We start from the raw sequence: 23,891 nt of genomic DNA on the forward strand, positions 1-23,891 counted from the left end.
CGGCGCGTGGACGCGACGGTGCGCCGCAGCCGCGTCCGCGTCGCCGTCGCGCGCGTGGGCTCGTCCTGCGCGTGTGCGCGCGGCTGCGGCACGACGGCCTCGACGACCATCGACCCCTCCGCCGGGCCCTCGACGAGCTCGTCGACGAGCGACGGCTGGGCGCGCACGGCGGCGGGCTGCGCGCCGAGCGCGCGGTGGGCCCGCACGTAGGACGGCACGAGCAGCAGCACGGCACCGATCCACGCGAGCGGGTTGCCCCACACGACGCCGGCGTAGCCGAAGGCCGCGCCGAGGACGAGCGCGGCGCCGACGCGCATGACGAGCTCGATGACGCCGGAGACCGTGGGCACCGCTGCGTGGCCCAGCCCTTGGAGCGCGCCGCGCAGCACGAACAGCACGCCGAGCACCGAGTAGAGCGCACCGTTCACGGTGAGGAACTGCGCCGCCATCGCGACGACCCGCTCCTCCCCCGGGCCGACGAACAGCCCGACGATGTGGCTGCCGGCCGTCACGAGGACCACGCCGAGCACGAGCGCGCCCGCGACGGCCATGACGACGCCCTGCGTCACCCCGCGGCGGATCCGGTCCGGGCGCCCGCCGCCGAGGTTCTGCGCCGCGAACGTCGAGACCGCCAGCCCCAGCGACGCGAGCAGCGCCACGGCGAGGCCGTCGACGCGCGCCGCCGTCGTGTAGGCGGCGACCGCGTCCGAGCCCAGCTCGTTGAGGCGCAGCTGCACCGCGAGCGCGCCGATCGCGATGATGGAGGCCTGGAAGCCCATCGGCAGGCCGAGCCGCAGGTGGCGCACGACGTCCTCGCGGGCGACCCGCAGGTCCGCCCGGCGCACGTGCAGCACCGGCACCCGGCGCGCGATGAACCACAGGCACAGCGCGACGGAGACGGCCTGCGAGGCGACCGTCGCGAGGGCCGCACCCCCGACGCCGAGTCCGGCCCCGCGGACCAGCGCGACGACGAGGGCGATGTTGAGGCCGCAGCAGACGGCGAGGAACACCAGGGGCGTGCGGGAGTCGCCGATGGCGCGGACGATCGCCGCGAGGAAGTTGAAGAACATCGTCGTGACGGCACCGGCGAAGCTCACCGTGGCGAAGGTGCGCGCCTGGGGCACCAGCTCCGGCGGCGTCTGGAGCAGGGTCAGCGCGGGGCCCGTCGCGAGGAGGGCCACGGCCGTCAGGACGACGCTCGCGGCCGCCGTCAGGACAGCGCCGGTCGCGACGGAGCGGCGCACCGCCGCCGCGTCGCCGGCGCCGAACGCCTGCGCGGTCGGGATCGCGAAGCCGGACGTCATGCCCCACGCGAAGCCGAGCAGCAGGAACAGCAGGCTGCCGGTGGAGCCGACCGCCGCGAGGGCGTCGACGCCGAGCGTGCGGCCGACGATGAACGCGTCCGTCACCTGGTACAGCTGCTGGACGACGTTGCCGACGAGCAGCGGGACCGCGAAGACGAGGATGACGCGCCAGGGGCGGCCGGTCGTGAGGACCTTGGCCATGACGAGAGTGCTCCCAGGACGAGGGGGTGCGGGGGGACGGCGCTGGCCTTCCGGCAGGGCGCCGCGGTCGATCATAACGATTCGATCGGCCGTGACCTGCAGGGTTTTACGGGGCAACCGCCGCGTGTGGTGTCGTCTGCGTCACCTGGCAGCGAGCGCACGACGCTCGACGGCCCGCCTGTTGCCTCGCGCGTGACCCGCAGAAGGCACGGCGTCGAGCGACGCGTCCGGGCGAGCCGCGCCGTCCACAGGATCGACCGAACCGGCACCACGCGCTGTCCGGTTTGGATACCTTCACGCCTGTGCCGACGCAGGGGGAACACCGACGTTCGACCACGGTCGCGGCGCTGGCCGCCGCCGCGCTCCTCGCGATCGCGGCGTGCACCGGCCCGGCGGACCCGGTCCCACGCGCGAGCAGCACCTCGGCACCCAGCGGCTCGCCGACGCCGTCGGCGAGCCCGACGCCCACGGCGCCGGCCGAGCCCGAGCTGCCGGCACAGGTCGAGTCGGTCGACGGGGCCGTCGCGATGATGCGCTACGTCTTCGAGCTCTACACCTACGCCTTCGCCACGAACGACGCCAGCGGCTTCGAGCCCATCAGCGCGGACGACTGCACGTTCTGCTCCAACGTCCGGAAGAACGTGGCGACCAACCGCAGCGCGGACCACGTCGTGCACGGTGATGCGATCACGGTCGACAAGCTCTCCTCGCGCCCGATCGGCGATCAGGGCTACTTCTCGATCCGGGCCACGATCACCCAAAACCCGTCCGAGACTCGCGACCGCGCGGGAGCCCTCGTCGGCACCAGCGAGGGCGGCCGGTTCTCGGTACAGGCCGCGCTGCAATGGCGGGGCAAGAGCTGGGAGGTCTTGGAGGTCGAGGCAACACCGGCGAAGACGCCGTGATCCGCACGCTCGCATCACTGCTCGCAGCGGCGCTGGCGTTCGCCCCGGCGTCAGGTGCGAACGACGACTTCGGCCACAACGCCGAGGCCAGCGGGAAGGTGATCCGCACGGACGCGCGTGTTGCCGAACGAGAGCGGGACCGCGATACGAGCAGCGAGCCCGATCCGCGCAAGCGACTCACCGACTACCTACGGTCCGCGTACTGCCTCTTGGGTCGGCCGGAGATCGGCTCCGACCAGGCGGTCGACCCGTGCGACACGTTCCCCAACCCCGAGGACCTGCCGACCTGCGACGACGGCGACGCGTGGCTGCAGCCGCTGCTCCGGCGCACGCGCGCGACCGCCGGCTCGGCGTGGGGACCGTGGTACGTGCTGTCGGACTGGGCCTGCGAGGCGGACATCGCTCCGGAGCTCACGGCCGAGGCGTTCCGCGAGCTCGTCGTCGCCCCGCCCGAGCTGCACATGCAGCCGGACCGGCGCGAGCTCCTCGTCAACATGCCGACCGTCGTCTACTCGGACGACGCCGTCCGCACCTTCGAGACCGAGCTGCTCGGCTACCGCTTCGACGTGGAGGCGCGGCCGACCCGCTACCTGTGGACGTTCGGCGACGGCACGACCCGGACGACGACGTCCGCGGGCCGCCCCTACCCCGCCAAGGACGTGGCCCACGTGTACCGGCGAGCCGGCGAGGAGCGCATCTCCCTGACGGTGACCTGGTCGGGCCGCTACCGGGTCGAGGGAGCCGGGCCGTGGCGAGAGGTCGACGGCACGGCGACGACGACGGCCACCACACCGCTGTTCGAGGTCGTCGAGCGTCGTGCGCACCTCGAGAGCGCCACGTGCGACGAGCAGCCGGACGCGCGCGGCTGCTGACGACCGGCTGCCGGAGGCTGCTCAGGCGCGCCAGGTCGACGCACGCCGGGCGGCGGCGAAGACGGCGTCCACCTCGTCGGCGGCGAGAACCTCGGGCCGTGCGCGCAACCACCGGACGAGCCGTCGGGAGGCGAGCACGTGCACGTCGGCGGGCTGCGCCCGCACGGTGAGGTCCTGGGCCCGCACGACGACGACGCCCTCGACGACCACGCGTCGGCCCACCGCGGCCGTCAGGAGGCGCTCTGCTCGCTGAGCCTCGTGGCGCGCGTTGCGCACGTACGGGTAGCGGGTGCCGTTGACGAGGACCGCGTCGTTCGCGACGAAGACGCGCGCGCTCGGGTGGTGCTTGGTCTTCAGGGTGAGGACCCCGCCGGGGCCGACAAGCACGTGGTCGATGTCCGCGCCGCGGGACCCCACGGGGACCGAGTGCAGCACGCGCCAGCGAGGGTCGCGCCGCACGACCTCTGCGAGCAGCTGGCCCACGACCAGCTCGCCGTCGAGGCCGCGCTGCCAGGAGACCGCCTCCGCGGCCAGCTCGCGCACCGTCGGCGCGGCGGCGGCCTCGTGGCGACGGGCCTCCTGCTTCGCCTCGCGCATGAGGTCGCGCAGCTCCTGCCGCTCCGGCCGCCGCCGTCCGACGAGCCCTCGCAGGAGGTCGCCCAGCGGCGACTGCGCCCGGACGAGCCGGTCCTGCGCCCGCAGCTCGTCCAGCTCGGCCCACCAGTAGCGCGCGGGGGCCTGCGCCGAGGCTGCCTGGGCGTCGAGCTCCGTGAGCCGGTCCGCCAGCGACTGACCGGGCGGTCGCAGCGTGAGGTCCTCGTCGGCCGCCGGCTCCGGCCGGGGGGTCGACGGTCCATCGGCCGAGGACGCGGTCCGTCGCCCCTCGGGTGAGGCCGCCGGCGAGGGCACCACCCCGACGAGCTCGCTGCGCCCGACGTGGCCGTGCTGGGCGCGCCAGCGCGCCACGGTCGCGTCGAGGAGGGCGGCGTCCGCGGTCGCGTAGTGCGTCGCGCCCGTCGCGAGGTCGTGCCACCCGAGAGGGGACCCGTCGGGCGCGGTGACGTAGAGCCGGTCCTTCCCGAACCGCTGCCATCGCGTCACGCTCGCGTCGATCACGACGACGACATCGGACGACCCCACGGCACCCTTGAGAAGTCCGCCGTGGCGCCATCCGATCAGGCGAGCGCGGTCACACGTCCTCGAGCGGCACATCAACGGGCGGCGTCGGGACCTCGTCGCCGGGGACCGTCGCGGACGTGCCGCTCCCGTATCCGAACAGGTGCGCGCTCAGCACGTCGACCTCGCGCCGCGGGTCGCCGAAGAACGCCGCCAGGCGGTGCGCGACGCGCGTGAACGGTCGCTCGCGCGGCAGCCCTGCCTCGTTCCAGTTCGCGGTCGGCACGACGAGGAACAGGTGGTGCGCGTCGCGGGCGACGTGCACCTTCCAGAAGTCCTTGAGGTCGTGGTTGTTGGTCGTCGTCCCGCCACGCTCGACCTCGGCGATGATCCCCCGCCCGTCCCCGAGCGGGTACACGAAGTCGGGGCGCGCGCGGGTGACGAAGCCGTCCTGGGGCGTCAGGACGACCTCTTCGTCGAACCCGATGCCGTGCAGGAGCTCCCCGACCACCCTCTGCACGGCGGCGCTCGACGCCCGGTGGACGTGCACACGGTCGATCTCGTCGCGCCTCGTCTCGAGGTGCCGGGCCAGCTGCTCGGCCATCGCGTCGACGACGCCCACCTCGGCCTCCTCCTGCTCCGTGAGCACGCTCCGCACGAGGCGGACGTGGCGGAGCTCGGGCACAGCTGCGAGCTTGCGCCGCTGGGGCGCCGGAAGCTAGCTCCGTCCGGGGGACCCGAGGCGACGGGTCAGCGGTCCGCGACGTCGACACCGTCGACGAGGGGCCGAGCCGCCGGGGCCGCCGGCCGGCGGGAGCCGGCGCGGCGGGCGAAGCGGTCGACCGAGCCGGCCACCGCACCTCGGAGGATGAACTCGGTCTCGCCGACGAGCCGGTAGGGGTCCTCGCGCATCCCGCGGGCGAGCCACTGCATCACGACGGCGAGGACCGAGAGTGTGTAGAAGTCGACGATGAAGTCGCGGTCGGCGGCGGGCAGCGTGGCACGACCGCCGGCGTCGTCGAGGATCGCCTCCGTCATCTGGCGCATCTCGCGGAAGAGGAACGCCTGCAGCTCGCCCGGCGTGAGGTCGTCGACGACCGCGTAGCACGACTCCCGGTGCGTCTGCATGTACCGCATCATCCGCAGCAGCCCGTCAGCCCACTCGTCATACCGCGCGATCGACAGGACGACGGCCGACACCTCGGTCTTGAAGACCCATACCGCCAGGTCGCGCACGTCGCGGAAGTGGTAGTAGAACGCCTTGCGGGTAAGCCCGCAGGCGTCGGTGAGCTCGGTGACCGTGACGCGGCGCAGGGGCACCTGCTCGAGGCGCGCCTTGAGGGCGTCGCCGAGCGCACGCTTGGTGTCGGGCGGGGCCACGCGTGCTCACCTGCGCCTTCGGGTCCGGTCGCTCTCTCCACGATCGGCCAGCCCGGGCCTCGACGAGGTGGGTCCAAGGTCCCGGCGACGGCCCTGCACGGGTCGGCGGCGACGTCGGCGGGGACGCCGGTCTGGACAGGTGGCGCCACGTGTCCAGCGCAGCCGGGGCGGACCGCCTCCTAGCGTCGCGAGCAGCGAGCCGGCACCCCCGACCGGCTCACGGCTCGGCCGGAGGCGGCGATGTTCCTGTTCGACTCGATCCCCTGGTACTCGTGGGCGATGTGGTTCGTCGTCCTCGGCGCCCTCATCGCGCTGAACGAGGTGACGCGCCGCTGGAAGTGGGCGGGGCTGGCGTTCTTCGTCGCGTTGCCGGTCGTCCTGACCATCGTCGTCTGGCCGCACACGGCGGGCGCCGGCTCCTCGACGGGCACGTGGTTCCACTGGGTCAAGGTGTACTCGGCGCTGGCGGGCTGCCTCGGTTTCATGGCGCTGCGCTACGTCCCGCGCCTGCAGCGCAACCGCTGGATGCTGATGTTCCCCGCCGCGATCCTGGCGCTGAACATCACCGAGGCGGTCGTGCGCGACTTCCAGGTCTCGCGCCTGCAGGGGATGCACGACGGCGTGATGATGGTCGGCGGCGCGTGGAACGTCATGAACGGCGTCGCGGGGATCCTCAACATCCTCACCATCTGCGGCTGGATGGGGATCATCGTGTCCCGCGACCGCTCGAAGGACATGGTCTGGCCAGACATGCTCTGGTTCTGGATCGTCGCGTACGACCTGTGGAACTTCGCCTACGTCTACAACTGCGTCGGCGACCACGCGTTCTACGCCGGCGCGGCGCTGCTGATCTCGTGCACGATCCCCGCGTTCTTCCTCAAGAAGGGCGCCTGGTTGCAGCACCGCGCGCACACGCTCGCGCTCTGGATGATGTTCACGATGGCCGTGCCGACGTTCGTCAGCTCGTCGATGTTCTCGGTCGACTCCTCGCACGACCCGGCGGCGCTCATGACCGTCTCAGCGCTGTCGCTCGCGGCCAACGTCGCCGTCGTCGTCTACCAGGTGCGGGTGATCGTCACGCGGCGCCGTCACCCGCTGCGCGAGGAGCTGTTCACGCACCTGCGGCCGTACCGCGAGGTGCTCGAGGCCAACGTCCCGCTCAGGGCGGAGCCTGCGGCCGACCGCTCCCCCGCGCTCGCCGGCCGCTGACGCACGCACGAGGGCCCGGGCACCGTACCGGCGGCGGCCCGGGCCCTCGTCGTCGTCCCAGAGGTGCTGGTCAGCCGACCTCGGCCGCGACGCGCGAGTGGCGCCGCGAGTAGGCGAAGTAGATCGCGAAGCCGATGACGAGCCAGACGAGGAAGCGCAGCCACGTCTCCACGGACAGGTTGATCATGAGGTAGGTGCAGATGACGGCCGAGAGGATCGGCAGCACCGGCACCCAGGGCACCCGGAAGGCCCGCGGCAGATCGGGACGCGTGCGACGCAGGACGATGACGCCGATGGACACCAGCAGGAACGCGGACAGCGTGCCGATGTTCACCATCTCCTCCAGCACGCCGACCGGCGTGAGCCCCGCGACGACGGCCACGACGCCCGTGACGACCGCGGTGATGACCCACGGCGTGCGGAACGTCGGGTGCACCTTGGCGAGCCGCGGCGGCAGCAGGTGGTCGCGCGACATCGCGAAGATGACGCGCGAGGCGCCGATCATGAGCGTCAGGACGACGGTCGTGAGGCCGGCCACCGCTCCCGCGGAGATGACGGTGGCCATCCAGTCCTGGCCGTGCTGCGCGAAGGCGTTGGCGAGCGCGGCGGCGGGGTCGAGCTTGTCGTAGCTGACCATGCCGGTGACGACGACGGAGACGGCGCAGTACAGGACCGTGCAGATGATGAGCGACCCGATGATGCCGATGGGCAGGTCGCGCTGCGGGTTGCGGGTCTCCTCGGCCGTCGTCGCGACGACGTCGAATCCGATGTAGGCGAAGAACACGAGCGCGGCACCCGCGAAGATCCCGCCGACGCCGAACGCGGACGGCTCGATGCCGAGCAGCGCCTGCAGCAGCGGCTGCGTGAGGCCGGTCGTGTGCTCCGTCGCCGCGGCCGGCGGGACGAACGGCGAGTAGTTGGCCGGGTTGATGAACTGGATGCCCGCCATGATGACGAACAGCACGATGAAGAGCTTGAGGGCGACGAGCACGAGGTTGACCCGCATCGACTCCTTGATGCCCAGCGTGATGAGGACGCCGAGCAGCAGCACGAGCACGACCGCCGGCAGGTCGATCACGCCGCCGTAGGCGATCGCCGACGGGATCGTGACGCCGAAGTTCTCGAGCAGGACCCCGAGGTAGGCGCTCCACCCCTGGGCGACGACGCTCGCACCGAGGAACATCTCCAGGACAAGGTCCCAGCCGATGATCCACGCGAAGATCTCGCCGAGGCTGGCGTACGAGAACGTGTACGCCGAGCCGGAGACGGGCACGGTCGAGGCGAACTCCGCGTAGCAGAGCGCCGCGAGCGTGCAGCACACCGCCGCGACGACGAAACTGACGACGATCGACGGGCCGGCCACGTCGTGCGCCGCGCGCCCCGTGAGCGTGAAGATGCCGGCGCCGATCACGACGCCGACGCCGAAGACGACGAGGTCGAGCGCGCTCAGCGTCCGCTTGAGCTGGTACTCCGGCTCGTCGGCGTCCGCGAGCGACCGCTCGATGGACTTGGTGCGCAGCAGGCTCATCGGCCACCTCCGCTCGGCGCTGCAGAACGCCCGCCAGTCTGTCGGAAGGGGCCACCGGCCGCGCGCGGCGGAGGCAGGCCGTCCCACACCTCGGACGTCCCACGCGTCGCCTCCCACGCCCGCGGGCCGACGAGCACCGACGTTCGTCCTACGGTCGGGGGTCCCGGACGGGCCGGCCCGCGCCGGCGTGTAGACTGCTCGTGCGTTCACGTCGCGGGCTCCGTCCCGCCGCGCACTTCGGTCCCCCAGCATCGAAGCTGGATCGCGTGACCAGGCAGCCAGGCTGCCGCCCCAGATACCTGCGCACGGCGCAGCGAGAGAAGCCATCATCCCGATCGTCCTGACACGTCCACCCCTGCCGCCCTCGGCGGCGACCGCACCCACGACGGCACCGCCGTCCGCATGGCCGACGACCGACCCGGCCGGGCCTCCCGACGAGGCTCGTCACGGGGCCACCGTCTGGCGCCGCGCCGACGACGGCGTGTGGGCCGCCACCACCCACGGCGAGTACGCCGGCACCATCGTCCGCACGCCGGACGGCTACCGCGTGAGCGACCGCCTCTCCCGCCCGGTCGGGCTCGCGCCCGGCTGGCCCGACGCGGTGGCGCTGCACGTCCGCGCCGCGACCGCCACCACCCCCCGGCGCCCCACGGGCGCCGCCCCCACCCGTCCGCGCCGCCTGCGGCGCGACGAACCCGGCCGCCGTCGCGGCCAGGTCCATCGAACGAGAGAAGACATCATGGCCACCGGAACGGTGAAGTGGTTCAACGCGGAGAAGGGCTTCGGCTTCATCGCCCCCTCCGACGGCTCCGCCGACGTGTTCGCGCACTACAGCGCGATCGCGACGTCGGGCTACCGCTCCCTCGAGGAGAACCAGAGCGTGGAGTTCGACGTCACGCAGGGCCCCAAGGGCCCGCAGGCGTCCAACATCCGCCCGCTCTGATCCCGGCGGGTCGTCACCGACCCACCGCGCCCGAGGCCCGCTCCGTCACGGAGCGGGCCTCGACCTTTCTCAGCCGGCAGGGACGGGGGCGAGCCGCACGACGTTCCAGGACACGGGCGGCACCTCGATCCGCAGGCGCCCGTCCGCGAGCGCGGCTGTGCCGTTCGGCCGCGGCAGCACGCTGCTGTCGTCGTCCGCGGTCGCCTGCCACGTGTGGTCCGGGTTCGCGAACGTCGTCGCCTCGCGCACCCGCAGGCCGGGCAGCGACCGGACGTCCACCTCGAGCAGAGCCGGCTCGCCCTGCGACCGGTTCACCGCGAACAGCGTGACGTCGCCCGTCGCCTCGTCGCGGGTCGCGACCGCGTCGACGAGCGGGACGTCGCCGAACCTCGCCGTCTCGTAGGTGGGCGCGTCGATGGCCACCTGCAGCACGTCGCCGGAGGCGTACCGCGACGCCTGCGCGAAGGGGTGGAACGTCGTCTGCCGCCAGGCGCGGCCGCCCGGCTCGGTCATGATCGGCGCGATGACATTGACGAGCTGCGCCAGCGACGCGGCGTGCACGCGGTCGGTGTGGCGCAGGAGGCTGATGAGCAGGCTCCCGACGACAACGGCGTCCGCGACGTGGTACCGGTCCTCCAGCAGCACGGGCGCCACGGGCCAGTCGTCGCCGCTGGGCGGGCGGGACTCCGCCCGGTGGACGTACCAGACGTTCCACTCGTCGAACGAGACGTGCACCCGCTTGGCGACCTTCTTCTGCGCCCGGACCGCGTCGGCCGTGGCGACGACGGACTCGACGAACCGGTCCATGTCCACCGCCGACGCGAGGAACGACCCGAGGTCGCCGTCCTCCTCGCAGTAGTAGGCGTGCGCGGAGACGAGGTCGACCTGCTCGTAGGCCTCCCCCAGCACGACGCGCTCCCACTCGCCGAACGTCGGCATGCCGGAGCCCGACGAGCCGCACGCCACCAGCTCGAGGTCGGGCCGGATCATCCGCATGGCACGGGCCGTCTCCGCCGCGAGGCGCCCGTACTCGTACGCGCTCTTGTGCCCGAGCTGCCAGGGCCCGTCGAGCTCGTTGCCGAGGCACCACATGCGGATGTCGTACGGCTCGGCGGCGCCGTGGGCCCGGCGCAGGTCCGACAACCGCGTGCCGGAGCGGACCGTGCAGTACTCGAGCAGGTCGAGCGCCTCCTGCACGCCTCGCGTGCCGAGGTTGACCGCCATCATCGGCTCGACGCCCGCGAGCGCGGCCCACCGCAGGAACTCGTCGACCCCGACGAGGTTCGGCTCGGTCGAGTGCCAGGCCAGGTCCAGGCGCCGGGGACGCTGCTCCACCGGGCCGATCCCGTCCTCCCACCGGTACCCCGACACGAAGTTGCCGCCCGGGTAGCGCACCGTGGAGACGCCGAGCTCGCGCGTCAGCTCGACGACGTCGCGGCGGAAGCCGTCGGCGTCCGCGCTCGGGTGCTCGGGGTCGTGGATGCCGGTGTAGACGCACCGGCCCAGGTGCTCGACGAACGACCCGAAGGTGCGGCGGCGCACGGGACCGATGCGGAACGCCGGGTCGACGGTCAGGCTGACGGGGATCATCGCGCTCCTGGGAGGGGCTCGCGCCGCAGCGGTGCGGCGCCGTCGTCGGGGGCGCCGCGATCGTATCGGCGGTTCAGGTGCGCGGGGGCAGCCGGTGCAGCTCGACGGCGTCCAGGGCGCCGTCGCGCACCTGCGCCGTGACGTACGTCGCGTGCGGCTGTCGCCGCCGGTCGGTCGGCGAGCCGGGGTTGAGCAGCCGCATCCCGCCGGGCGTCGTGGAGTCCCACGGGATGTGGCTGTGCCCGAAGACGAGCAGGTCGTGCCCGCCGTGCGCCGCGTCGCAGCGCCCCTCGCGCCCCTGCGCCGCGCCCGTCTCGTGCACCACGGCGACCCGCAGGCCGTCGAGCTCGACCTCCGCCACCAGCGGGAGGCGCGCGCGCAGGGCCGGACCGTCGTTGTTGCCGTAGCAGCCCACCAGGCGCGCGGCGCGCTGCTCGAGGCGGTCCAGCAGGTCCTCCTCGACCCAGTCGCCCGCGTGCAGCACGACGTCGGCCGCGTCGACCGCATCCCACACCTCGGCGGGCAGGTCGCGCGCGCGGCGCGGCACGTGGGTGTCGGCCAGCAGCAGCAGGCGCACGGCGCCTCCTCGTCCTCGTCGTCGTGCTCGTCGTCGTGCTCGCACGGTGCCCGACGATGGTCCCGCAGCTGCGCGGGCGCCGCCGCCGGGCGCGACATAGCCTGACGGCCGGTCGAGCCACGGCCACGCCTGCGAGCACCGGGGGTCCGCCGCGATGACCGCCTTCCTGTCCCTCCCGCTGGGCCCGAAGTGACGCGCCCGTCGCTCGACGAGGCGGTCGCGCGCGTCCTCGGCCCCGACGCGGCGCTGCGAGACGTCCAGAGCGAGGCGCTGGCCGGGCTGGAGGAGCACGACACGCTGCTCGTCGCCCGCAGCGGCGCCGGCAAGACGGCGGTCTACGCGATCGCCACCCTGCTCTCGGGCCGGCTCACCCTCGTCGTCTCGCCGCTCCTGGCGCTGCAGCGGGACCAGGTCCGCGCGCTGACGGAGTCCGGCCTGCGGGCCGCGTCGGTGAGCTCCCTGGTGCCGGCCGCGCGTCGGCGCACCGCGCTGCGCCGGGCCGCCGACGGCGAGCTCGACGTGCTCCTGCTCGCCCCCGAGCAGCTCGCCCGTACGGAGGTCCGCGACGCGCTCGCCGACGCGGACGTCGGGCTCGTGGTGGTGGACGAGGCGCACTGCGTCAGCGAGTGGGGCGACGACTTCCGGCCCGACTACCTCGCGGTCGAGGGCGCGGTCGCCGCACTCGGCGGGCCCCGGCTCCTCGCGCTGACCGCCACCGCGTCGCCGCGCGTGCGTGCGGAGGTGGTCGAGCGCCTCGGCATGCGCGACGCGCGGGTGCTGGTCCGCGACGCCGACCGTCCCGAGATCTGGCTCGGCGTGCACCACCGGCCGACCGAGCGGGACCGCGACGACGAGGCGGTCCGCGTCGCGCTCGAGGAGCAGGGCGCGACGCTCGTGTACGCCCGGACCCACGCGCACGCCGAGCGGCTCGCCGCGCAGCTCACCGACGCCGGGCGGGCGTGCGCGGCTTACCACGGCGGACTCCCGGCCCGGGAGCGCACCCGGCTGCAGGACGACTTCCTCGCCGGGCGCACCGACGTCATGGTCGCCACGAGCGCGTTCGGGATGGGCGTGGACCGCGCGGACGTGCGCCTCGTCGTCCACGCCGGTCTGCCGCCCTCGCTGGACGCGTACTACCAGGAGGTCGGCCGTGCGGGCCGCGACGGGCAGCCGGCGCGCGCGGTCGGGGTCGTCCTGCCTGGCGAGTCCGGGCTCAACGCGTTCCTCGCGGCCCGCAGCGGACCGCGTCCGGCCACGGTCGACGCCGTGCTCGGCGCGCTGCGCGACGGCGCCACCACGCGGGACGAGGTCGCGCGCGCCGGGCACGTCGCCGCGAGGACCGCCTCGCGCACGCTCGCGGCGCTGCGGGACGTGGGCGCCGCCGTCACCACGGCGGACGGCTGGGCACCCGGCGATCTCGGACGCGACACGGCGCTGCAGGCGCTGCGCGAGCGGGCCGAACGGCGCGAGCGGCTCGAGCGCTCGCGGGCGGAGATGGTCCGCTCGTACGCGGACACCACCGACTGCCGGCGCCGGGTCCTGCTGGAGCTGCTCGGCGAGACGCACCCGCAGCGGTGCGGCCACTGCGACAGCTGCGACGCCGGCACCAGCCTCGCGGTGACCGACGCCTCCGTGAGCGTCGGGCGGCGGGTCCGGCACGACGAGTGGGGCGGCGGCACCGTGAGCGTCGTCGAGGCCGACCGGCTCACCGTGCTCTTCGACGAGCAGGGCTACGTGACGCTCGACCGCGAGATCGCGCTCGACTCCGGGGTGCTCCGGCTGGAGGACCGGGCGGCGGGCTAACGGGCCCGGCGCGCGACCGAGCGGAGCACCCGGTACGCCACCAGCCCGCTGACGACCCAGCCGGCCGTCACGACGACGGGGTCGAGCACCTGGTGCCGGACGTCGACCCGGCCGCGGCGCGAGCGCACCGGGCCGTGCCCGATCTCCCCGAGCACGCCCGACTCGGTCAGCGGGTCGTCCGGTCGCGTGGTCGCGAACGACGCGAGGTGGCTCTCGACGGCGTCGACGCGGTCGCCGAGCAGGAGCAGCAACCAGTGCGCGGCGCGCCCCTCGCTGAACCGGCGGTACGCGAGCCCGCGGATCGCGCCGGACGCGCCCTTGAGCGGCACCGACGTGCCGAACACCGGAGGCAGCCGCGGGTGCTCGATCGAGCGCTCGCGCGGCGCGAGCTCCGGCTGCTGCTCGGGCAGCTCCCAGTGCGCACCCGTCTCGATGCCGGGCACCTCCCGGGGGAAGGCCGGCCGGTCGGCGCGGTCGAGGTCGGCCCCCCAGCCGGGGATCTGGGCGCGCAGCTCCTCGGACGTGCGGGGCAGCGGCGGCTTCTGCGGCGTGTACGGCATGGCGGTCCTCCCGTCAGTCGCCGGGGACGATGAGCGGCTTGATGCAGCCGTCGAGCTTCTGCGAGAAGACGTGGTACGCCTCCGCGATGTGCTCGAGCGGGAAGCGGTGCGTGACGATGTCGCTCGGCGTCAGGTACCCGCTGCGGATGTGCTCGAACAGGCGCGGCCACTGGCGCTTCACCGGCGCCTGGTTCATGCGCAGGGTGAGGCCCTTGTTCATCGCGTCGCCGAACTTCACGGCGCTGAACATCGGGCCGTAGGCGCCCATCACGGAGATCGTGCCGCCCTTGCGGACGGAGTCGATCGCCCAGTTCAGCGCGACGGGCGAGCCACCCTGCAGCTTGAGCGTCACCGCCGTCACGTGCTGCAGCAGGTTGCCGTCCGCCTCGGCGCCCACGGCGTCGACCACCCGGTCGGCGCCGAGCCACCCGGTGAGGCGCTTGAGCTCGACGACGACGTCGCGGTGCTCGGTGAAGTTCACCGTCTCGGCGAACGCGAACGTGCGGGCCTTCTCGAGCCGCTCCTCGAGGTGGTCGACGACGACGACCCGCCCGGCGCCCATGAGCCACGCCGACCGCGCCGCGAACAGCCCGACCGGGCCGGCGCCCAGGACGACGACGACGTCGCCCTCGACGATGTCGGCGAGCTGGGCGCCGAAGTAGCCCGTCGCGAGCGCGTCGGTGCACAGCACCGCGTCCTCGTCGCTCATCCAGTCCGGCACGACGGCCGGGCCGACGTCCGCGAACGGCACCCGGACGAACTCCGCCTGGCCGCCGTCGTACCCGCCGGTCGTGTGGGAGTAGCCGTAGATGCCGCCGACCGCGGTGGCGTTCGGGTTGACGTTGTGACAGTTGGAGAACAGGCCGCGGGCGCAGAAGAAGCAGCTGCCGCAGTAGATGTTGAACGGCACCATCACGCGGTCGCCCACCGAGAGCCGCTCGACCGACGGGCCCACCTCGTGCACGACCCCGACGAACTCGTGCCCGAACGTCATCCCGACCCGGGTGTCGGGCATGAGGCCGTGGTACAGATGCAGGTCCGACCCGCAGATCGCGGCGGTCGTGACCTGCACGATCGCGTCGTTCGGGTGCTCGATGCGGGGCATCGGCTTCTCGTCGACGCGGATCTTGTAGGGCCCGCGGTAGGTCATCGCTCTCATCACGACCACGCTCTCATCCGCACCTCGACCCCGCACAGCGTGAGCATGTCCCGCACGCAGCGGGACGCGCTCAGCTCCAGGCCGCGCAGACCGCAGACGTCGCGCAGGCGCATCAGCGCGCGCACGCCCTCGGCGCCGCAGTAGGTGACCCCCGTGCAGTCGACGTGCACCGGCAGGTCGCTCGCGGCCGCCGCGAGGACGACGTCGTCCAGGGCGGCACGCGTGCCGACGTCGATCTCGCCGGCGATGACCACGTGCAGCTCGGTGTCGCTGCGGACGAGCCGGACGGCGCGGCCGGTCCGGTCGGGCGACGAGGAGGGGAAGGTGATCACGTCGAGCTCCTGGCGGGTCGGTCACCGCTGGGGGTTCAACGATGTGATGATCCTCTCACACCGGCGCGAAACGGGAAGATCCGGCAGGGCGACCGACGGGGCCCGCGCTCGCGGGCCCCGTCGGTCCTCCGGTCCCCTGGCGGTCAGCGCCCGCCGCGCATCGACGCCAGCAGGACGTCGAACACGTGCGTGTTCTTCTGCGCCTGCGCGAGCCGCTCGCTGCCCGGCCCCTCGGCCGTCAGCGGCGTCGCCGCGCCCGTGTGCGAGCCCGTCGTCCAGTCGATCGTGAACTCGAGGTCGCTGCCCTCGATCGGGAACGGACCGTCCTCGAGGCTCTGCAGCACGTCGTCCGAGGTGCTGTCCTCGTCGCCGGACTCGTCGTCCGCGTCGACGTTCTCGATGGCCAGACCGCCGGTCTCGTGGTCGCCCACGACGACGACGAGCGTGCCGGGGTGCCGCTTGGCGTAGGCGTGCACCACGGCCACCGTGTCGTCGAACGCCTCCCCGGCGGCGAGCATCTGCGTCGCGTTGTTGGCGTGCTCCATCTCGTCGATGCCCTCCTCCTCGACGAGCAGGAAGAACCCCTGGCGGTCGTCGTCGAGCACGTCGAGAGCCTTCGTCGTCATCGTGGCCAGCGGCACCACCGGCGCGTACTCGTCGCCCTGCCCCTCGGGCGCCTGCTCGAACATCTCCTCGTTCGCGAACAGCCCGAGCAGCTTGTGGCCCCGAGCCGCCGCGAGCTGCGAGCCGTTCGTGACGTACTGGTAGCCCATCGACCGGGCCCGCTCGACGAGGTTGCCCTTCGTGCTGCGGCTGACCTCGGGCCTCGGGTCGTCCGGGTCGTCGGGGTAGGCACCCTCGTCCCCCGCCGGGTACCACCAGTCCTCGCCGCCGCCCAGGATCACGTCGGGCTTCGTCACGTCGAGGAACTGCCGCGCGATCTCGCTCTGGTCCGCACGGTCCGGCACGTGCGACCCGAACGCGGCCGGCGTCGCGTCCGTGACCTGGGCCGTGGTGACGAGCCCGGTCGACTTCCGCAGCTTCTTCGCGTGCTGCAGCAGCGTCGTGTGCGCGCGCCCGTCGACGTCGACCGACACCGCGCCGTTGTAGGTGCGCACCCCCGTGGCGAGCGCGGTCGCGGCCGCCGCCGAGTCCGTGACGGCCTCGTCCGGGTCCTCCGAGTCCGTGTACGTCCAGCCCGCGTACCGCAGGCGGTCCATCGCGAGCCGGCCGTCCTTGCCGACCGTCGCGAGCCGGATCGCGTCCCGCGCCGCGATGCTCAGTCCGTCGCCCACCATGAGCACGACGTTCTTCGCGACCTTGCTGTTGCTGCTGCCGTGGTGGCCCGCGTCCTTGCCTCCGTGCCGGTCGCCCATCGCGACGCTGCCCGTCGCGAGCGCGCTCGCGAGCACCGCGACGCCCCCCGCGCTGATCCACCGTGTCCGTGACTGACTCCGCATGCCCCTGCACCCTTCCGTCGAACGTCCTCGTTCACCGGGTTCTCACCCCTGCTGCTCGCCTTCCGTCCCGACCGCGTCGTCGTCCACGGCGTCCGGGTCCTCCTCGGGCTCGAACGTCGTCGGCTCGCCGGCACCGAGCTCCACGCCCGGGCCCTGCGGCGTCGACGGGTCGGCACCGTCCTGCGGCTCGTCGGTCGCGCTCACGCGACACCCCCTTCGCGCTGGAGTGCTCCGCTCCCGCCGCGGCGTGCTCCACGGCCCGGCCCACGCAGGCGTCCGCCGCCACGACTCCGTCCCTCACCGGCGTCGTCGTCGACGCCGCGGGGACACGCGGCCGGAGCCTGCGGGCTCCAGCGCCTTCGACCGTAGACCCGCTCCCGCCGTCGCGCAGGCGGTGGCCCGCCGGCGCTGGTCAGGGCACGTTCGCCCCGCCGTTGACGTTGATGACCTCGCCGACGACGAAGCTCGACTCGGGCGAGGCGAGGAAGACGTACGCCGGGGCCTGCTCGACGGGCTGGCTCGTCCGGCCGAGCCACGACGACTCGCCGAAGCCGTCGAGCTTCTCGGACGGCTGGCCGTCGGTGACCTGCAGCGGCGTCCACACCGGGCCGGGCGCGACGGCGTTGACGCGGATGCCGCGCGGCGCGAGGTCCGCCGCGAGCGCCTTCGTGAAGCCGATGATCGCGAACTTGGTCGAGGCGTAGCTGATGATCATCGGCGACGGGTTGTACCCCTGCACCGAGGTGCTGTTGATGATGGTCGAGCCCGGCGGCAGGTGGGGCAGCGCGTCGCTGGTGATCCAGAACATCGCGGTCAGGTTCGTCTTGACCGTCCGCTCGAGGTCGGCCTCGTCGAGCTCGTCGAAGCTGCGGTGGTACACCTGGTGCGCCGCGTTGTTGACGAGGATGTCCAGGCCTCCCAGCCCCTCGACCGCGTCGGCGACGAGCCGGCGGCAGTGCTCGCGGTCGCGGATGTCCCCCGGCAGCAGCACCGCCGTGCGGCCCTCGGCCCGCACGAGCTCGGCGATCGCCTCGGCGTCGACCTGCTCCTCGGGGAGGTAGCTCAGCGCGACGTCGGCGCCCTCCCGCGCGAACGCGATGGCGACCGCCGCACCGATGCCCGAGTCGCCCCCGGTGATGAGCGCCTTGCGCCCCGGCAGGCGGCCGGTGCCGCGGTAGCTCGTCTCGCCGTGGTCGGCCTTCGGGTCGAGCTCGGCGTCCAGCCCGGGCAGCGGCTGCCACGAGGCGTGCGGCTTGATGTGGGCGTGGCGCTCCACCGGGTTGTCGAACGTGAGCTGGTCGGAGGTCATCGTCGTCTCCTTCGCGGCGGCCGGACGTCCGGTCGCGCGGAGCGACGTCGGTCCTGGTGGCGACGATAACGTTATCGACCCGTTCGCGTGGAGGTGCGGCGCGGACGGAGATCGGCTGGCCGGTGTTCGCGCTCAGCCGCGGGAGTGGATCGTGACCTCGTAGCCGTCGGGGTCGCGGAACGCGAACGTCGTGCCGAACGGACCCTCGGCCGGCTCCTGGGTCACGGTGACCCCGTGCTCGACCAGCCGCGCGTGCAGCGCGCCCGCGTCGGGGTCGTGGAACCACACCCCCACCCCGAGTCCGAGGGGGCCGGCGTCGAGGTCGACGCCCGGGAGCGGAGCGCGGACCGCGAAGGAGGTCCCACCGCGCGAGAAGACCGCGGCCTGGGGGTTCGGGGCGGGGAGGCGGGTGAGGCCGACGAGGCGCTCGTAGAAGTCCGCCGAGGCCGCGAGGTCGCGGACCTGGAAGGAGACGAAGTCGGGACCGGCGGCGCCGGCGGTGTCGGTTGTCATGTCAACAAGTTGACATCGCGGATCCGCGGTGTGTCAAGATGTTGACATGAGTGAGATTGACGACGCCGTCGCGAAGGAGCTGGGGATCCTCCTCAAGGCGACGCAGGCGGCGCTCCACCAGCGCATGGACGAGGCGCTGCGCCCTCTCGGCCTGACGGTGTCGCAGTACGCCTGCCTCAGCACCCTCCACGAGGAACCCGGGATCACCGCGTCCGAGCTCGCGCGCCGCACGTTCGTGTCGCGCCAGTCGATGAACGTGCTGCTGCAGGGGCTCGAGCGCCAGGGCCTCGTCGAGCGCACGCAGGAGCCCGGCCCTCGCCGGGAACGCGCCGCCGACCTCACCCCGCCGGCCCGCCGGTTGCTCGCACGGGCCGAGTCGGCCGTCGCGACGGTGACGAGCCGCATGCTCGCCGGCCTCACCCCGTCGCAGCGCGACGGGCTGCGGGAGGCGCTGACGGCCAGCCGCGACGCCCTCCTGCACCCCGGCGCGGACGCGCCCGTCGCGAGGGGATAACCGCGCGACCCCCAGCCCGTCCCGTCGCGACAATGGCGCCGTGGAGCAGGTCCGGGTCGTCGTCGCGCACGACGAGCGCACGACCCTGCGCGTCGGCGACGTGTTCCTCAAGGTCGACGGCGACGACGAGCGCCTCGACGCGGAGGTGGAGGCGCTCGCCGCCGCACCCGTTCCCACGCCGCGGGTCCTGTGGCGCCGGCCGCACGTGCTCGCCCTGGCCGCCGTCCGCGGCACGCCGCTCGGCCGCGTCGGCGAGCCCTCGACGGCCTCGCCGGCCGCGTGGCGAGCCGCCGGCGCCGTCGTCCGGACGCTCCACGACGCACCGCTGCCCACCCGGATGGCACCCGGCATCGACGCGCGCGCCCGCCGGCTGGAGCGCGAGAGCGCGTGGCTCGTCGAGCACGACGTGCTCCCCGCCGGCCTGGTCGCGCACAACCGCGCGCTCGCCGAGACCGCGCTGCGCCCCGCGCCGCCGGTGTTCGCCCACGGCGACCTCCAGGCCGACCACGTGTTCGTCGTCGACGACGCGGTCGCCGGGATCATCGACTGGTCGGAGGCCGCCCGCGACGACGCCGCGTTCGACCTGGCGCTCCTGACGCTGGGTCACGCGGAGCGGCTCGACGACGTGCTGGACGGGTACGGCTCGGAGGTCGACCAGGACCGGATCCGCGCGTGGTGGTCGTGGCGGTGCCTCGTCGGCGTCCGCTGGCTCGTCGAGCACGGCTTCGACCCCTTCGCGCCCGGCTGCGAGGTCGACGTCCTGCGCGCCCAGCCCTGAGAGGACAGCGCTCATACCTGCGTTCCCGCAGGCTCTGGCATGTCACGTCGGCCCGAACGACCGTCAGAGTCGCGCTAGAAGCTCCGCCTTCTTGGCGCTGAACTCTTCGTCTGTCAGGATGCCAGCCCCGTGCAATTCGCCCAACTGTCGAATTTGCTCCATCACGTCGGTGTCGGCACTAGGGGGAGCGGAACTTTCGGGCGAAGATACGCCGTGGATCTTATCGCGCACCACGTTCGAGAACGTCTGGAGCGCCTCCAGGTCGGATATCCACTTCATGTTGACCTTATTGCCCGAGGCGAAGAAGCCGACAACATGGCCCATCATGCTCTTAGACTGCTCGTATGAGCTGACCTTGTCGTACGGGAACGACTCAAGGTCGTACCCCCCCAGCTTCTTCGAATAGAAGACAATGCGAGTCTGCGTGGCAATGAGAATCCCGGCGCGAGTCCAATCGTTGCCCATCTTCTTGGTCTCGTAGGTGCCCTGGACCGCGCCGAGCACCTCCTCGCCGACCTCAAGGTGCTCTCGAGCCTGGTCCAGGAGCTTGTCGATCTTCGCCATAGCCATACCCCCTACGCGCGATTTGACTGCTCCATCCTTCTGCTCGCGCGCCTCCATGTCCAGAGACCTGTAGCCCGCGCCTTCCGAACTCTTGCGGCCGCGACGTCGCGAAGTGCGGCGGGAGGTACTGAACGCCCGTGCGTCTCGCCATCGAACTCAGCCCGCCGTGGCAAGAAACGCTAGTACGGGGCTCGATGAGCCGCTGCGGCCGCAGACCCTCCCGCTCAATGGGTCTACGGTGGCTCCGCCGTTCAACACCGCGTAGGCAAGACCATCTATGACGACCAGCGGGTCTACCCGCGCCGCGCGTCAGTAAGCGACAAAGCGCTGCGGACGCAAATAGCGTTAAAGCGGGACGTCGCTCGGAACGCCGCGCGGGGATCGAAGCAACACGAGGCCCGCCCCCGGCAGGGACGGGCCTCGTGTTACCGACGGAAGTACCCCGCGCGCTGCGCGAAGGCACCGAGGTGGAGGTGGCGGGAATCGAACCCGCGTCCGATGACGTGGAACCAGGGATTCTCCGGGTGCAGTCCGTGATGGAGTTTCTCGGCCCCCACCACTCCCACGGACAGGAAGGCGGACAGGCCCAGTCGGCTGGAAGTCCCGGTGACCACACCGACGATGGTCACCAGCAGTGGCTCTCTAGATGACGCCGGGAACTAGACCGAGAGCGTGTCTAGGCCGACGGACTTCGAGGCTCGCTCAGGCGGCGAGGGCGAAGTCGGTGCGCTTGGAATCGGCACCTATGAGTTGCATGGAGCGTTGACGAGATGACCATGCATCCTCGACCCGCTTCTCCTGGCTCGACGATCACCGTCGAAACCGATCACCCCCATGTGCAGTTATCAAGCGCCGGGCCTGTCCGAGGACGAGCGGCGAACCACCGGTCCGGCGACTGCCCAGCCTACCGTGCAACGCCGCGACGGTCCCGGGGATTCCACCCGCCCGGCCTCTCCCCCGCCGGCGGGTGCCGCGAGTAGCGTCGAAACGGACATTTCGGCACCAGGGGGGCGGGATGGTCCGGGTGACGCCTGCGGCGGTCCGCCGCGACGAGGCGCTGGAGCGGTCGGCGCGGCAGCTCGGGTGGTCGGTCGCCGCGGCCCTCGTCGTGGGCGCGGTGGGTGCCGTCGCGGTCGCGGCGCCGGGGCCGGGCTCGGCCGCGGACGGGTTCCGGTGGCTGCTCGTCATGCTCGCGACCGCGTCGGTCGCCGCGATCCTCGGACTGATCTTCGGGGTGCCGCGCGCCCGGACCGACTTCTCGGCGGCGGCCAGCGAGCGGTACGCGTCCAACTCCAACCTCGAGCAGATCTCCGACTGGCTGACCAAGCTGCTCGTCGGCGCCGGCCTGGTGCAGCTCGGCCGCGTGCCCGGCCTGGCGCGCGACGTCGGCGACTACCTCGGCGCCGACCTCGCGGTGCCCAACGCCTCCGCGTTCATGGTCTCCGCCGTGGTCTACGGCGCCGGCGTCGGGTTCGGCGCGGCGTACCTGTGGACGCGTCTGCGGCTGCGCATCTTCCTGGAGCGCAGCGACCAGGCGGCGGCGGAGGCGTCGAAGGTGGACGAGGTCGCCGACGACCTGCGCTCCGTCGCGACCGGCGAGACCGACAAGGCCGTGCGCGACGCCGCGCAGAAGGCCGTCAAGCAGCGCGGCGAGATGGCGGCGGCCGCCCTGCTGCCCGTGCTGTGGGTGGACGACAACCCGTCGAACAACACCTCGCTCGTCGACGCCCTGGAGCGGGTGCAGGTCCACGTCGACCTCGCGCGCTCCACCGAGGAGGCGCTCGCGCTGGCGGCGAGCCGCGAGTACGGCGTCGTCATCACCGACATGGGGCGGCGCGAGGGCGGCAAGTTCGACCCCGACGCGGGCCTCACGCTGCTGCGCGAGCTGCGCGCGTCCGGCCAGGACGTGCCGGTCTTCGTCTACACCAGCGCGCGGGCGCAGGACCGGCAGCAGGACGCGCTGGACGCGGGCGCCACGCTCGTCACGTCGCGCCCGACCGAGCTGTTCTCCGCCACCGTCTCCGCCCTCACCACCGGCCGCACGCACTGACGGCCGCGCCCGGGCCCACGAGGAGGTGGGCCCGGGCCGCGGCCGCGACGCGGGTCAGGCGGCGGGACCCTCCACGAGCGTCACGCTCGCCTGCTCGCTGCCGCCCGTGGTCCCGGAGGTCCACGTGACCGTGACCTCGTCGCCGGGCTCGTGCGCCGCGAGAGCGGCCGAGAGGTCGTCGGACGAGCGCACCGCCGTGCCGTCGACCGCGGTGATCACGTCGCCGGCGGCCAGGCCGGCCCGCGCGGCGGGCGTCCCGTCGAGCACCTCGCCGACGACCGCGCCGCTCTGGCCCGTCGCCGCGGACGAGTCCGCGAGCGCCACGCCGAGGAACGCCGGCAGGCCGATCTGCACCGTGCCGGACTCCTCGCCCGAGGCGATCTGATGCACGATCGCGACTGCGTCCTGGATCTCGATCGCGTAGGCGACGGTCATCGAGGTGTTCGTCGACGCGGCGGTCGTGATGCCCACGACCTCGCCCTCGTCGTCGAGCACCGGGCCGCCCGAGTCGCCCGAGACGACGTCTGCCGAGAACTGGATGAGGCCGTCGAGCGTCTCGGCGTCGCCCGTGCCCGTCGCGGCGGTCATCGACTGGTCGGTCGCGGTGACGTCGCCCGTCGCGGCGACGAGGTCCCCCGTGCCCTCCGCGTTGCCGACGGCGGTCACCTCGTCGCCGGCCTGCACGCCGCCGTCGTCGTCCAGCGTGACCGTCTGCAGCCCGGAGGCGCCCGTGAGCTGCAGCAGCGCGACGTCCGCGCTCGGGTCGGCACCGAGGACGGTGGCCGTGTAGGTCTTCCCGGTCGACTCCACCGTCACCTCGACGCTCGTCGCGCCCGAGATCACGTGGTTGTTGGTGAGGACGAGGCCGTCGCTCGTCAGCACCATCCCGGTGCCCGCCGACGCGCCGTCCTGGTAGCCGAGGGTGCTGTCGATCGTCACGACGCCCACCTGCTGCTCCGCCGTCGCGGCGGTCGCCTGCGTCTGCGACGAGCCGCCCGACGTGCCGTCGCCGGGGGCGGTCCCGCCGCGGCCGCCCGGGCCGAAGTCCGGCACCGTGCCGTCCTGGCCCTGGTCCGGGACCGTCGTGCCGGGGTCCGTCTGCTCCGTGCCCGTCGCGCCCGACGCCGGCTCGGCCGCGGTCGTCCCCGCGCTCGCGTCGGCGCCGGAGCCCGCGATGACCGCGCCCGTCGCGCCGCCGGCCACGAGCCCCACGACGAGCGCGGC

The 23,891-nt window shown here is 73.2% G+C and carries 24 protein-coding genes and 1 other RNA gene; 8 read left to right on the plus strand and 17 right to left on the minus strand.

Going from position 1 to position 23,891, the window contains the following annotated elements; all coding sequences use genetic code 11:
- A partial coding sequence (locus tag HGCM_RS15345) for an MATE family efflux transporter (RefSeq protein WP_019137702.1) occupies positions 1 to 1,505 on the minus strand: 1,505 nt, incomplete at its 3' end.
- Between the two features lie 302 nt (positions 1,506 to 1,807).
- Here HGCM_RS15345 and HGCM_RS20025 point away from each other — a divergent pair.
- Together HGCM_RS20025 and HGCM_RS18520 are read left to right on the plus strand one after the other, a co-directional pair.
- On the plus strand, positions 1,808 to 2,410 hold the full coding sequence (locus HGCM_RS20025) for a DUF6318 family protein (RefSeq protein ID WP_019137703.1): 603 nt from the start codon (positions 1,808 to 1,810) through the stop codon (positions 2,408 to 2,410).
- Positions 2,407 to 3,282 carry a PKD domain-containing protein gene (locus HGCM_RS18520; protein ID WP_246119467.1) on the plus strand — a complete coding sequence of 292 codons (876 nt, stop codon included), beginning with the start codon at positions 2,407 to 2,409 and terminating at the stop codon, positions 3,280 to 3,282. Before HGCM_RS20025 ends, HGCM_RS18520 begins: the two co-directional genes overlap by 4 nt.
- Before the next feature lie 21 nt (positions 3,283 to 3,303).
- Here the strand turns inward: HGCM_RS18520 and HGCM_RS20315 are convergent, their stop codons facing one another.
- The 3 genes from HGCM_RS20315 to HGCM_RS15370 all read right to left on the minus strand — a co-directional run bounded on the left by HGCM_RS20315 (position 3,304) and on the right by HGCM_RS15370 (position 5,778).
- A complete protein-coding gene (locus HGCM_RS20315; protein ID WP_019137705.1) occupies positions 3,304 to 4,422 on the minus strand; it encodes a nuclease-related domain-containing protein in 1,119 nt (372 codons plus the stop codon).
- Between the two features lie 49 nt (positions 4,423 to 4,471).
- Positions 4,472 to 5,083, minus strand: coding sequence for a hypothetical protein (locus HGCM_RS15365; protein WP_019137706.1), 612 nt, complete (start codon positions 5,081 to 5,083; stop codon positions 4,472 to 4,474).
- Between the two features lie 65 nt (positions 5,084 to 5,148).
- Entirely contained in the window at positions 5,149 to 5,778 is a 630-nt protein-coding gene (locus HGCM_RS15370) for a TetR-like C-terminal domain-containing protein (protein WP_019137707.1), read from the minus strand.
- A gap of 240 nt (positions 5,779 to 6,018) precedes the next feature.
- Between HGCM_RS15370 and HGCM_RS15375 the strand changes: the two genes are divergently transcribed.
- Positions 6,019 to 6,987: a DUF5692 family protein gene (locus tag HGCM_RS15375; RefSeq protein WP_019137708.1), complete on the plus strand. Its 969-nt coding sequence runs from the start codon at positions 6,019 to 6,021 to the stop codon at positions 6,985 to 6,987.
- 70 nt (positions 6,988 to 7,057) lie between these two features.
- Here HGCM_RS15375 and HGCM_RS15380 read toward each other — a convergent pair whose 3' ends face one another.
- Positions 7,058 to 8,515, minus strand: a complete 1,458-nt coding sequence (locus HGCM_RS15380) for an amino acid permease (RefSeq protein ID WP_019137709.1) — start codon at positions 8,513 to 8,515, stop codon at positions 7,058 to 7,060.
- 739 nt (positions 8,516 to 9,254) lie between these two features.
- On the opposite strand from HGCM_RS15380, the gene HGCM_RS15385 reads away from it, so the two are divergent.
- Positions 9,255 to 9,458, plus strand: coding sequence for a cold-shock protein (locus tag HGCM_RS15385; RefSeq protein WP_026075522.1), 204 nt, complete (start codon positions 9,255 to 9,257; stop codon positions 9,456 to 9,458).
- A gap of 69 nt (positions 9,459 to 9,527) precedes the next feature.
- On the opposite strand, the gene arfA is transcribed toward HGCM_RS15385, so the two are convergent.
- Positions 9,528 to 11,048: an arabinosylfuranosidase ArfA gene (gene arfA, locus HGCM_RS15390; RefSeq protein ID WP_019137711.1), complete on the minus strand. Its 1,521-nt coding sequence runs from the start codon at positions 11,046 to 11,048 to the stop codon at positions 9,528 to 9,530.
- Between the two features lie 73 nt (positions 11,049 to 11,121).
- A complete protein-coding gene (locus HGCM_RS15395; RefSeq protein WP_019137712.1) occupies positions 11,122 to 11,625 on the minus strand; it encodes a metallophosphoesterase family protein in 504 nt (167 codons plus the stop codon).
- Between the two features lie 189 nt (positions 11,626 to 11,814).
- Between HGCM_RS15395 and HGCM_RS15400 the strand changes: the two genes are divergently transcribed.
- Positions 11,815 to 13,428 carry a RecQ family ATP-dependent DNA helicase gene (locus HGCM_RS15400; protein ID WP_019137713.1) on the plus strand — a complete coding sequence of 538 codons (1,614 nt, stop codon included), beginning with the start codon at positions 11,815 to 11,817 and terminating at the stop codon, positions 13,426 to 13,428.
- Here the strand turns inward: HGCM_RS15400 and HGCM_RS15405 are convergent.
- The 7 genes from HGCM_RS15405 to HGCM_RS15435 all read right to left on the minus strand — a co-directional run bounded on the left by HGCM_RS15405 (position 13,425) and on the right by HGCM_RS15435 (position 18,761).
- The gene (locus HGCM_RS15405) at positions 13,425 to 13,988 is read right to left on the minus strand and encodes a hypothetical protein (protein ID WP_019137714.1); all 564 of its coding nucleotides are present in this window, start codon (positions 13,986 to 13,988) and stop codon (positions 13,425 to 13,427) included. The genes HGCM_RS15400 and HGCM_RS15405 overlap by 4 nt on opposite strands.
- Before the next feature lie 13 nt (positions 13,989 to 14,001).
- Positions 14,002 to 15,147, minus strand: a complete 1,146-nt coding sequence (locus tag HGCM_RS15410; RefSeq protein WP_026075523.1) for a zinc-dependent alcohol dehydrogenase — start codon at positions 15,145 to 15,147, stop codon at positions 14,002 to 14,004.
- Positions 15,147 to 15,479, minus strand: a complete 333-nt coding sequence (locus tag HGCM_RS18530; RefSeq protein ID WP_019137716.1) for an STAS domain-containing protein — start codon at positions 15,477 to 15,479, stop codon at positions 15,147 to 15,149. Before HGCM_RS18530 ends, HGCM_RS15410 begins: the two co-directional genes overlap by 1 nt.
- Positions 15,480 to 15,622: 143 nt before the next feature.
- On the minus strand, positions 15,623 to 16,939 hold the full coding sequence (locus tag HGCM_RS15420; protein WP_051016096.1) for an alkaline phosphatase: 1,317 nt from the start codon (positions 16,937 to 16,939) through the stop codon (positions 15,623 to 15,625).
- Positions 16,940 to 16,981: 42 nt separating this feature from the next.
- Positions 16,982 to 17,143 carry a hypothetical protein gene (locus tag HGCM_RS19510; protein WP_019137718.1) on the minus strand — a complete coding sequence of 54 codons (162 nt, stop codon included), beginning with the start codon at positions 17,141 to 17,143 and terminating at the stop codon, positions 16,982 to 16,984.
- A gap of 208 nt (positions 17,144 to 17,351) precedes the next feature.
- Complete coding sequence (locus tag HGCM_RS15430) at positions 17,352 to 18,248, minus strand: SDR family oxidoreductase (protein WP_019137719.1); 897 nt, start codon at positions 18,246 to 18,248, stop codon at positions 17,352 to 17,354.
- A gap of 132 nt (positions 18,249 to 18,380) precedes the next feature.
- Entirely contained in the window at positions 18,381 to 18,761 is a 381-nt protein-coding gene (locus tag HGCM_RS15435; RefSeq protein WP_019137720.1) for a VOC family protein, read from the minus strand.
- 46 nt (positions 18,762 to 18,807) lie between these two features.
- Here HGCM_RS15435 and HGCM_RS18535 point away from each other — a divergent pair, with 46 nt between their 5' ends.
- Both HGCM_RS18535 and HGCM_RS15445 read left to right on the plus strand, forming a co-directional pair.
- Positions 18,808 to 19,275 (plus strand): MarR family winged helix-turn-helix transcriptional regulator, encoded by a 468-nt coding sequence (locus tag HGCM_RS18535; protein ID WP_019137721.1) that lies wholly within the window; start codon positions 18,808 to 18,810, stop codon positions 19,273 to 19,275.
- A 40-nt stretch (positions 19,276 to 19,315) separates the two neighbouring features.
- Positions 19,316 to 20,053: a phosphotransferase gene (locus HGCM_RS15445; RefSeq protein ID WP_019137722.1), complete on the plus strand. Its 738-nt coding sequence runs from the start codon at positions 19,316 to 19,318 to the stop codon at positions 20,051 to 20,053.
- Positions 20,054 to 20,116: 63 nt separating this feature from the next.
- On the opposite strand, the gene HGCM_RS20520 is transcribed toward HGCM_RS15445, so the two are convergent.
- Both HGCM_RS20520 and ssrA read right to left on the minus strand, forming a co-directional pair.
- Positions 20,117 to 20,617, minus strand: a complete 501-nt coding sequence (locus HGCM_RS20520) for a PH domain-containing protein (protein WP_026075524.1) — start codon at positions 20,615 to 20,617, stop codon at positions 20,117 to 20,119.
- A 465-nt stretch (positions 20,618 to 21,082) separates the two neighbouring features.
- Positions 21,083 to 21,451: a transfer-messenger RNA gene (gene ssrA, locus HGCM_RS19170) on the minus strand.
- 190 nt (positions 21,452 to 21,641) lie between these two features.
- Between ssrA and HGCM_RS18950 the strand changes: the two genes are divergently transcribed.
- On the plus strand, positions 21,642 to 22,667 hold the full coding sequence (locus HGCM_RS18950) for a response regulator transcription factor (protein WP_147572903.1): 1,026 nt from the start codon (positions 21,642 to 21,644) through the stop codon (positions 22,665 to 22,667).
- Between the two features lie 54 nt (positions 22,668 to 22,721).
- Here the strand turns inward: HGCM_RS18950 and HGCM_RS15465 are convergent.
- Positions 22,722 to 23,891 (minus strand): S1C family serine protease (locus HGCM_RS15465; protein ID WP_019137726.1); only part of this gene is annotated, 1,170 nt, incomplete at its 5' end.

The sequence above is a fragment of the Cellulomonas massiliensis JC225 genome, assembly GCF_000312005.1.
In the GTDB taxonomy this organism is placed as follows: domain Bacteria; phylum Actinomycetota; class Actinomycetes; order Actinomycetales; family Cellulomonadaceae; genus Cellulomonas; species Cellulomonas massiliensis.

Coding starts and splice junctions, on each gene's coding strand:
- HGCM_RS15375 (WP_019137708.1), top strand. CDS start 6,019: ATGTTCCTGTTCGACTCGATCCCCTGGTACTCGTGGGCGATGTGGTTC.
- HGCM_RS15380 (WP_019137709.1), bottom strand. CDS start 8,515: ATGAGCCTGCTGCGCACCAAGTCCATCGAGCGGTCGCTCGCGGACGCC.
- HGCM_RS15385 (WP_026075522.1), top strand. CDS start 9,255: ATGGCCACCGGAACGGTGAAGTGGTTCAACGCGGAGAAGGGCTTCGGC.
- arfA (WP_019137711.1), bottom strand. CDS start 11,048: ATGATCCCCGTCAGCCTGACCGTCGACCCGGCGTTCCGCATCGGTCCC.
- HGCM_RS15405 (WP_019137714.1), bottom strand. CDS start 13,988: ATGCCGTACACGCCGCAGAAGCCGCCGCTGCCCCGCACGTCCGAGGAG.
- HGCM_RS15410 (WP_026075523.1), bottom strand. CDS start 15,147: ATGAGAGCGATGACCTACCGCGGGCCCTACAAGATCCGCGTCGACGAG.
- HGCM_RS15420 (WP_051016096.1), bottom strand. CDS start 16,939: ATGCGGAGTCAGTCACGGACACGGTGGATCAGCGCGGGGGGCGTCGCG.
- HGCM_RS15430 (WP_019137719.1), bottom strand. CDS start 18,248: ATGACCTCCGACCAGCTCACGTTCGACAACCCGGTGGAGCGCCACGCC.
- HGCM_RS15435 (WP_019137720.1), bottom strand. CDS start 18,761: ATGACAACCGACACCGCCGGCGCCGCCGGTCCCGACTTCGTCTCCTTC.
- HGCM_RS18535 (WP_019137721.1), top strand. CDS start 18,808: ATGAGTGAGATTGACGACGCCGTCGCGAAGGAGCTGGGGATCCTCCTC.
- HGCM_RS20520 (WP_026075524.1), bottom strand. CDS start 20,617: ATGGCGAAGATCGACAAGCTCCTGGACCAGGCTCGAGAGCACCTTGAG.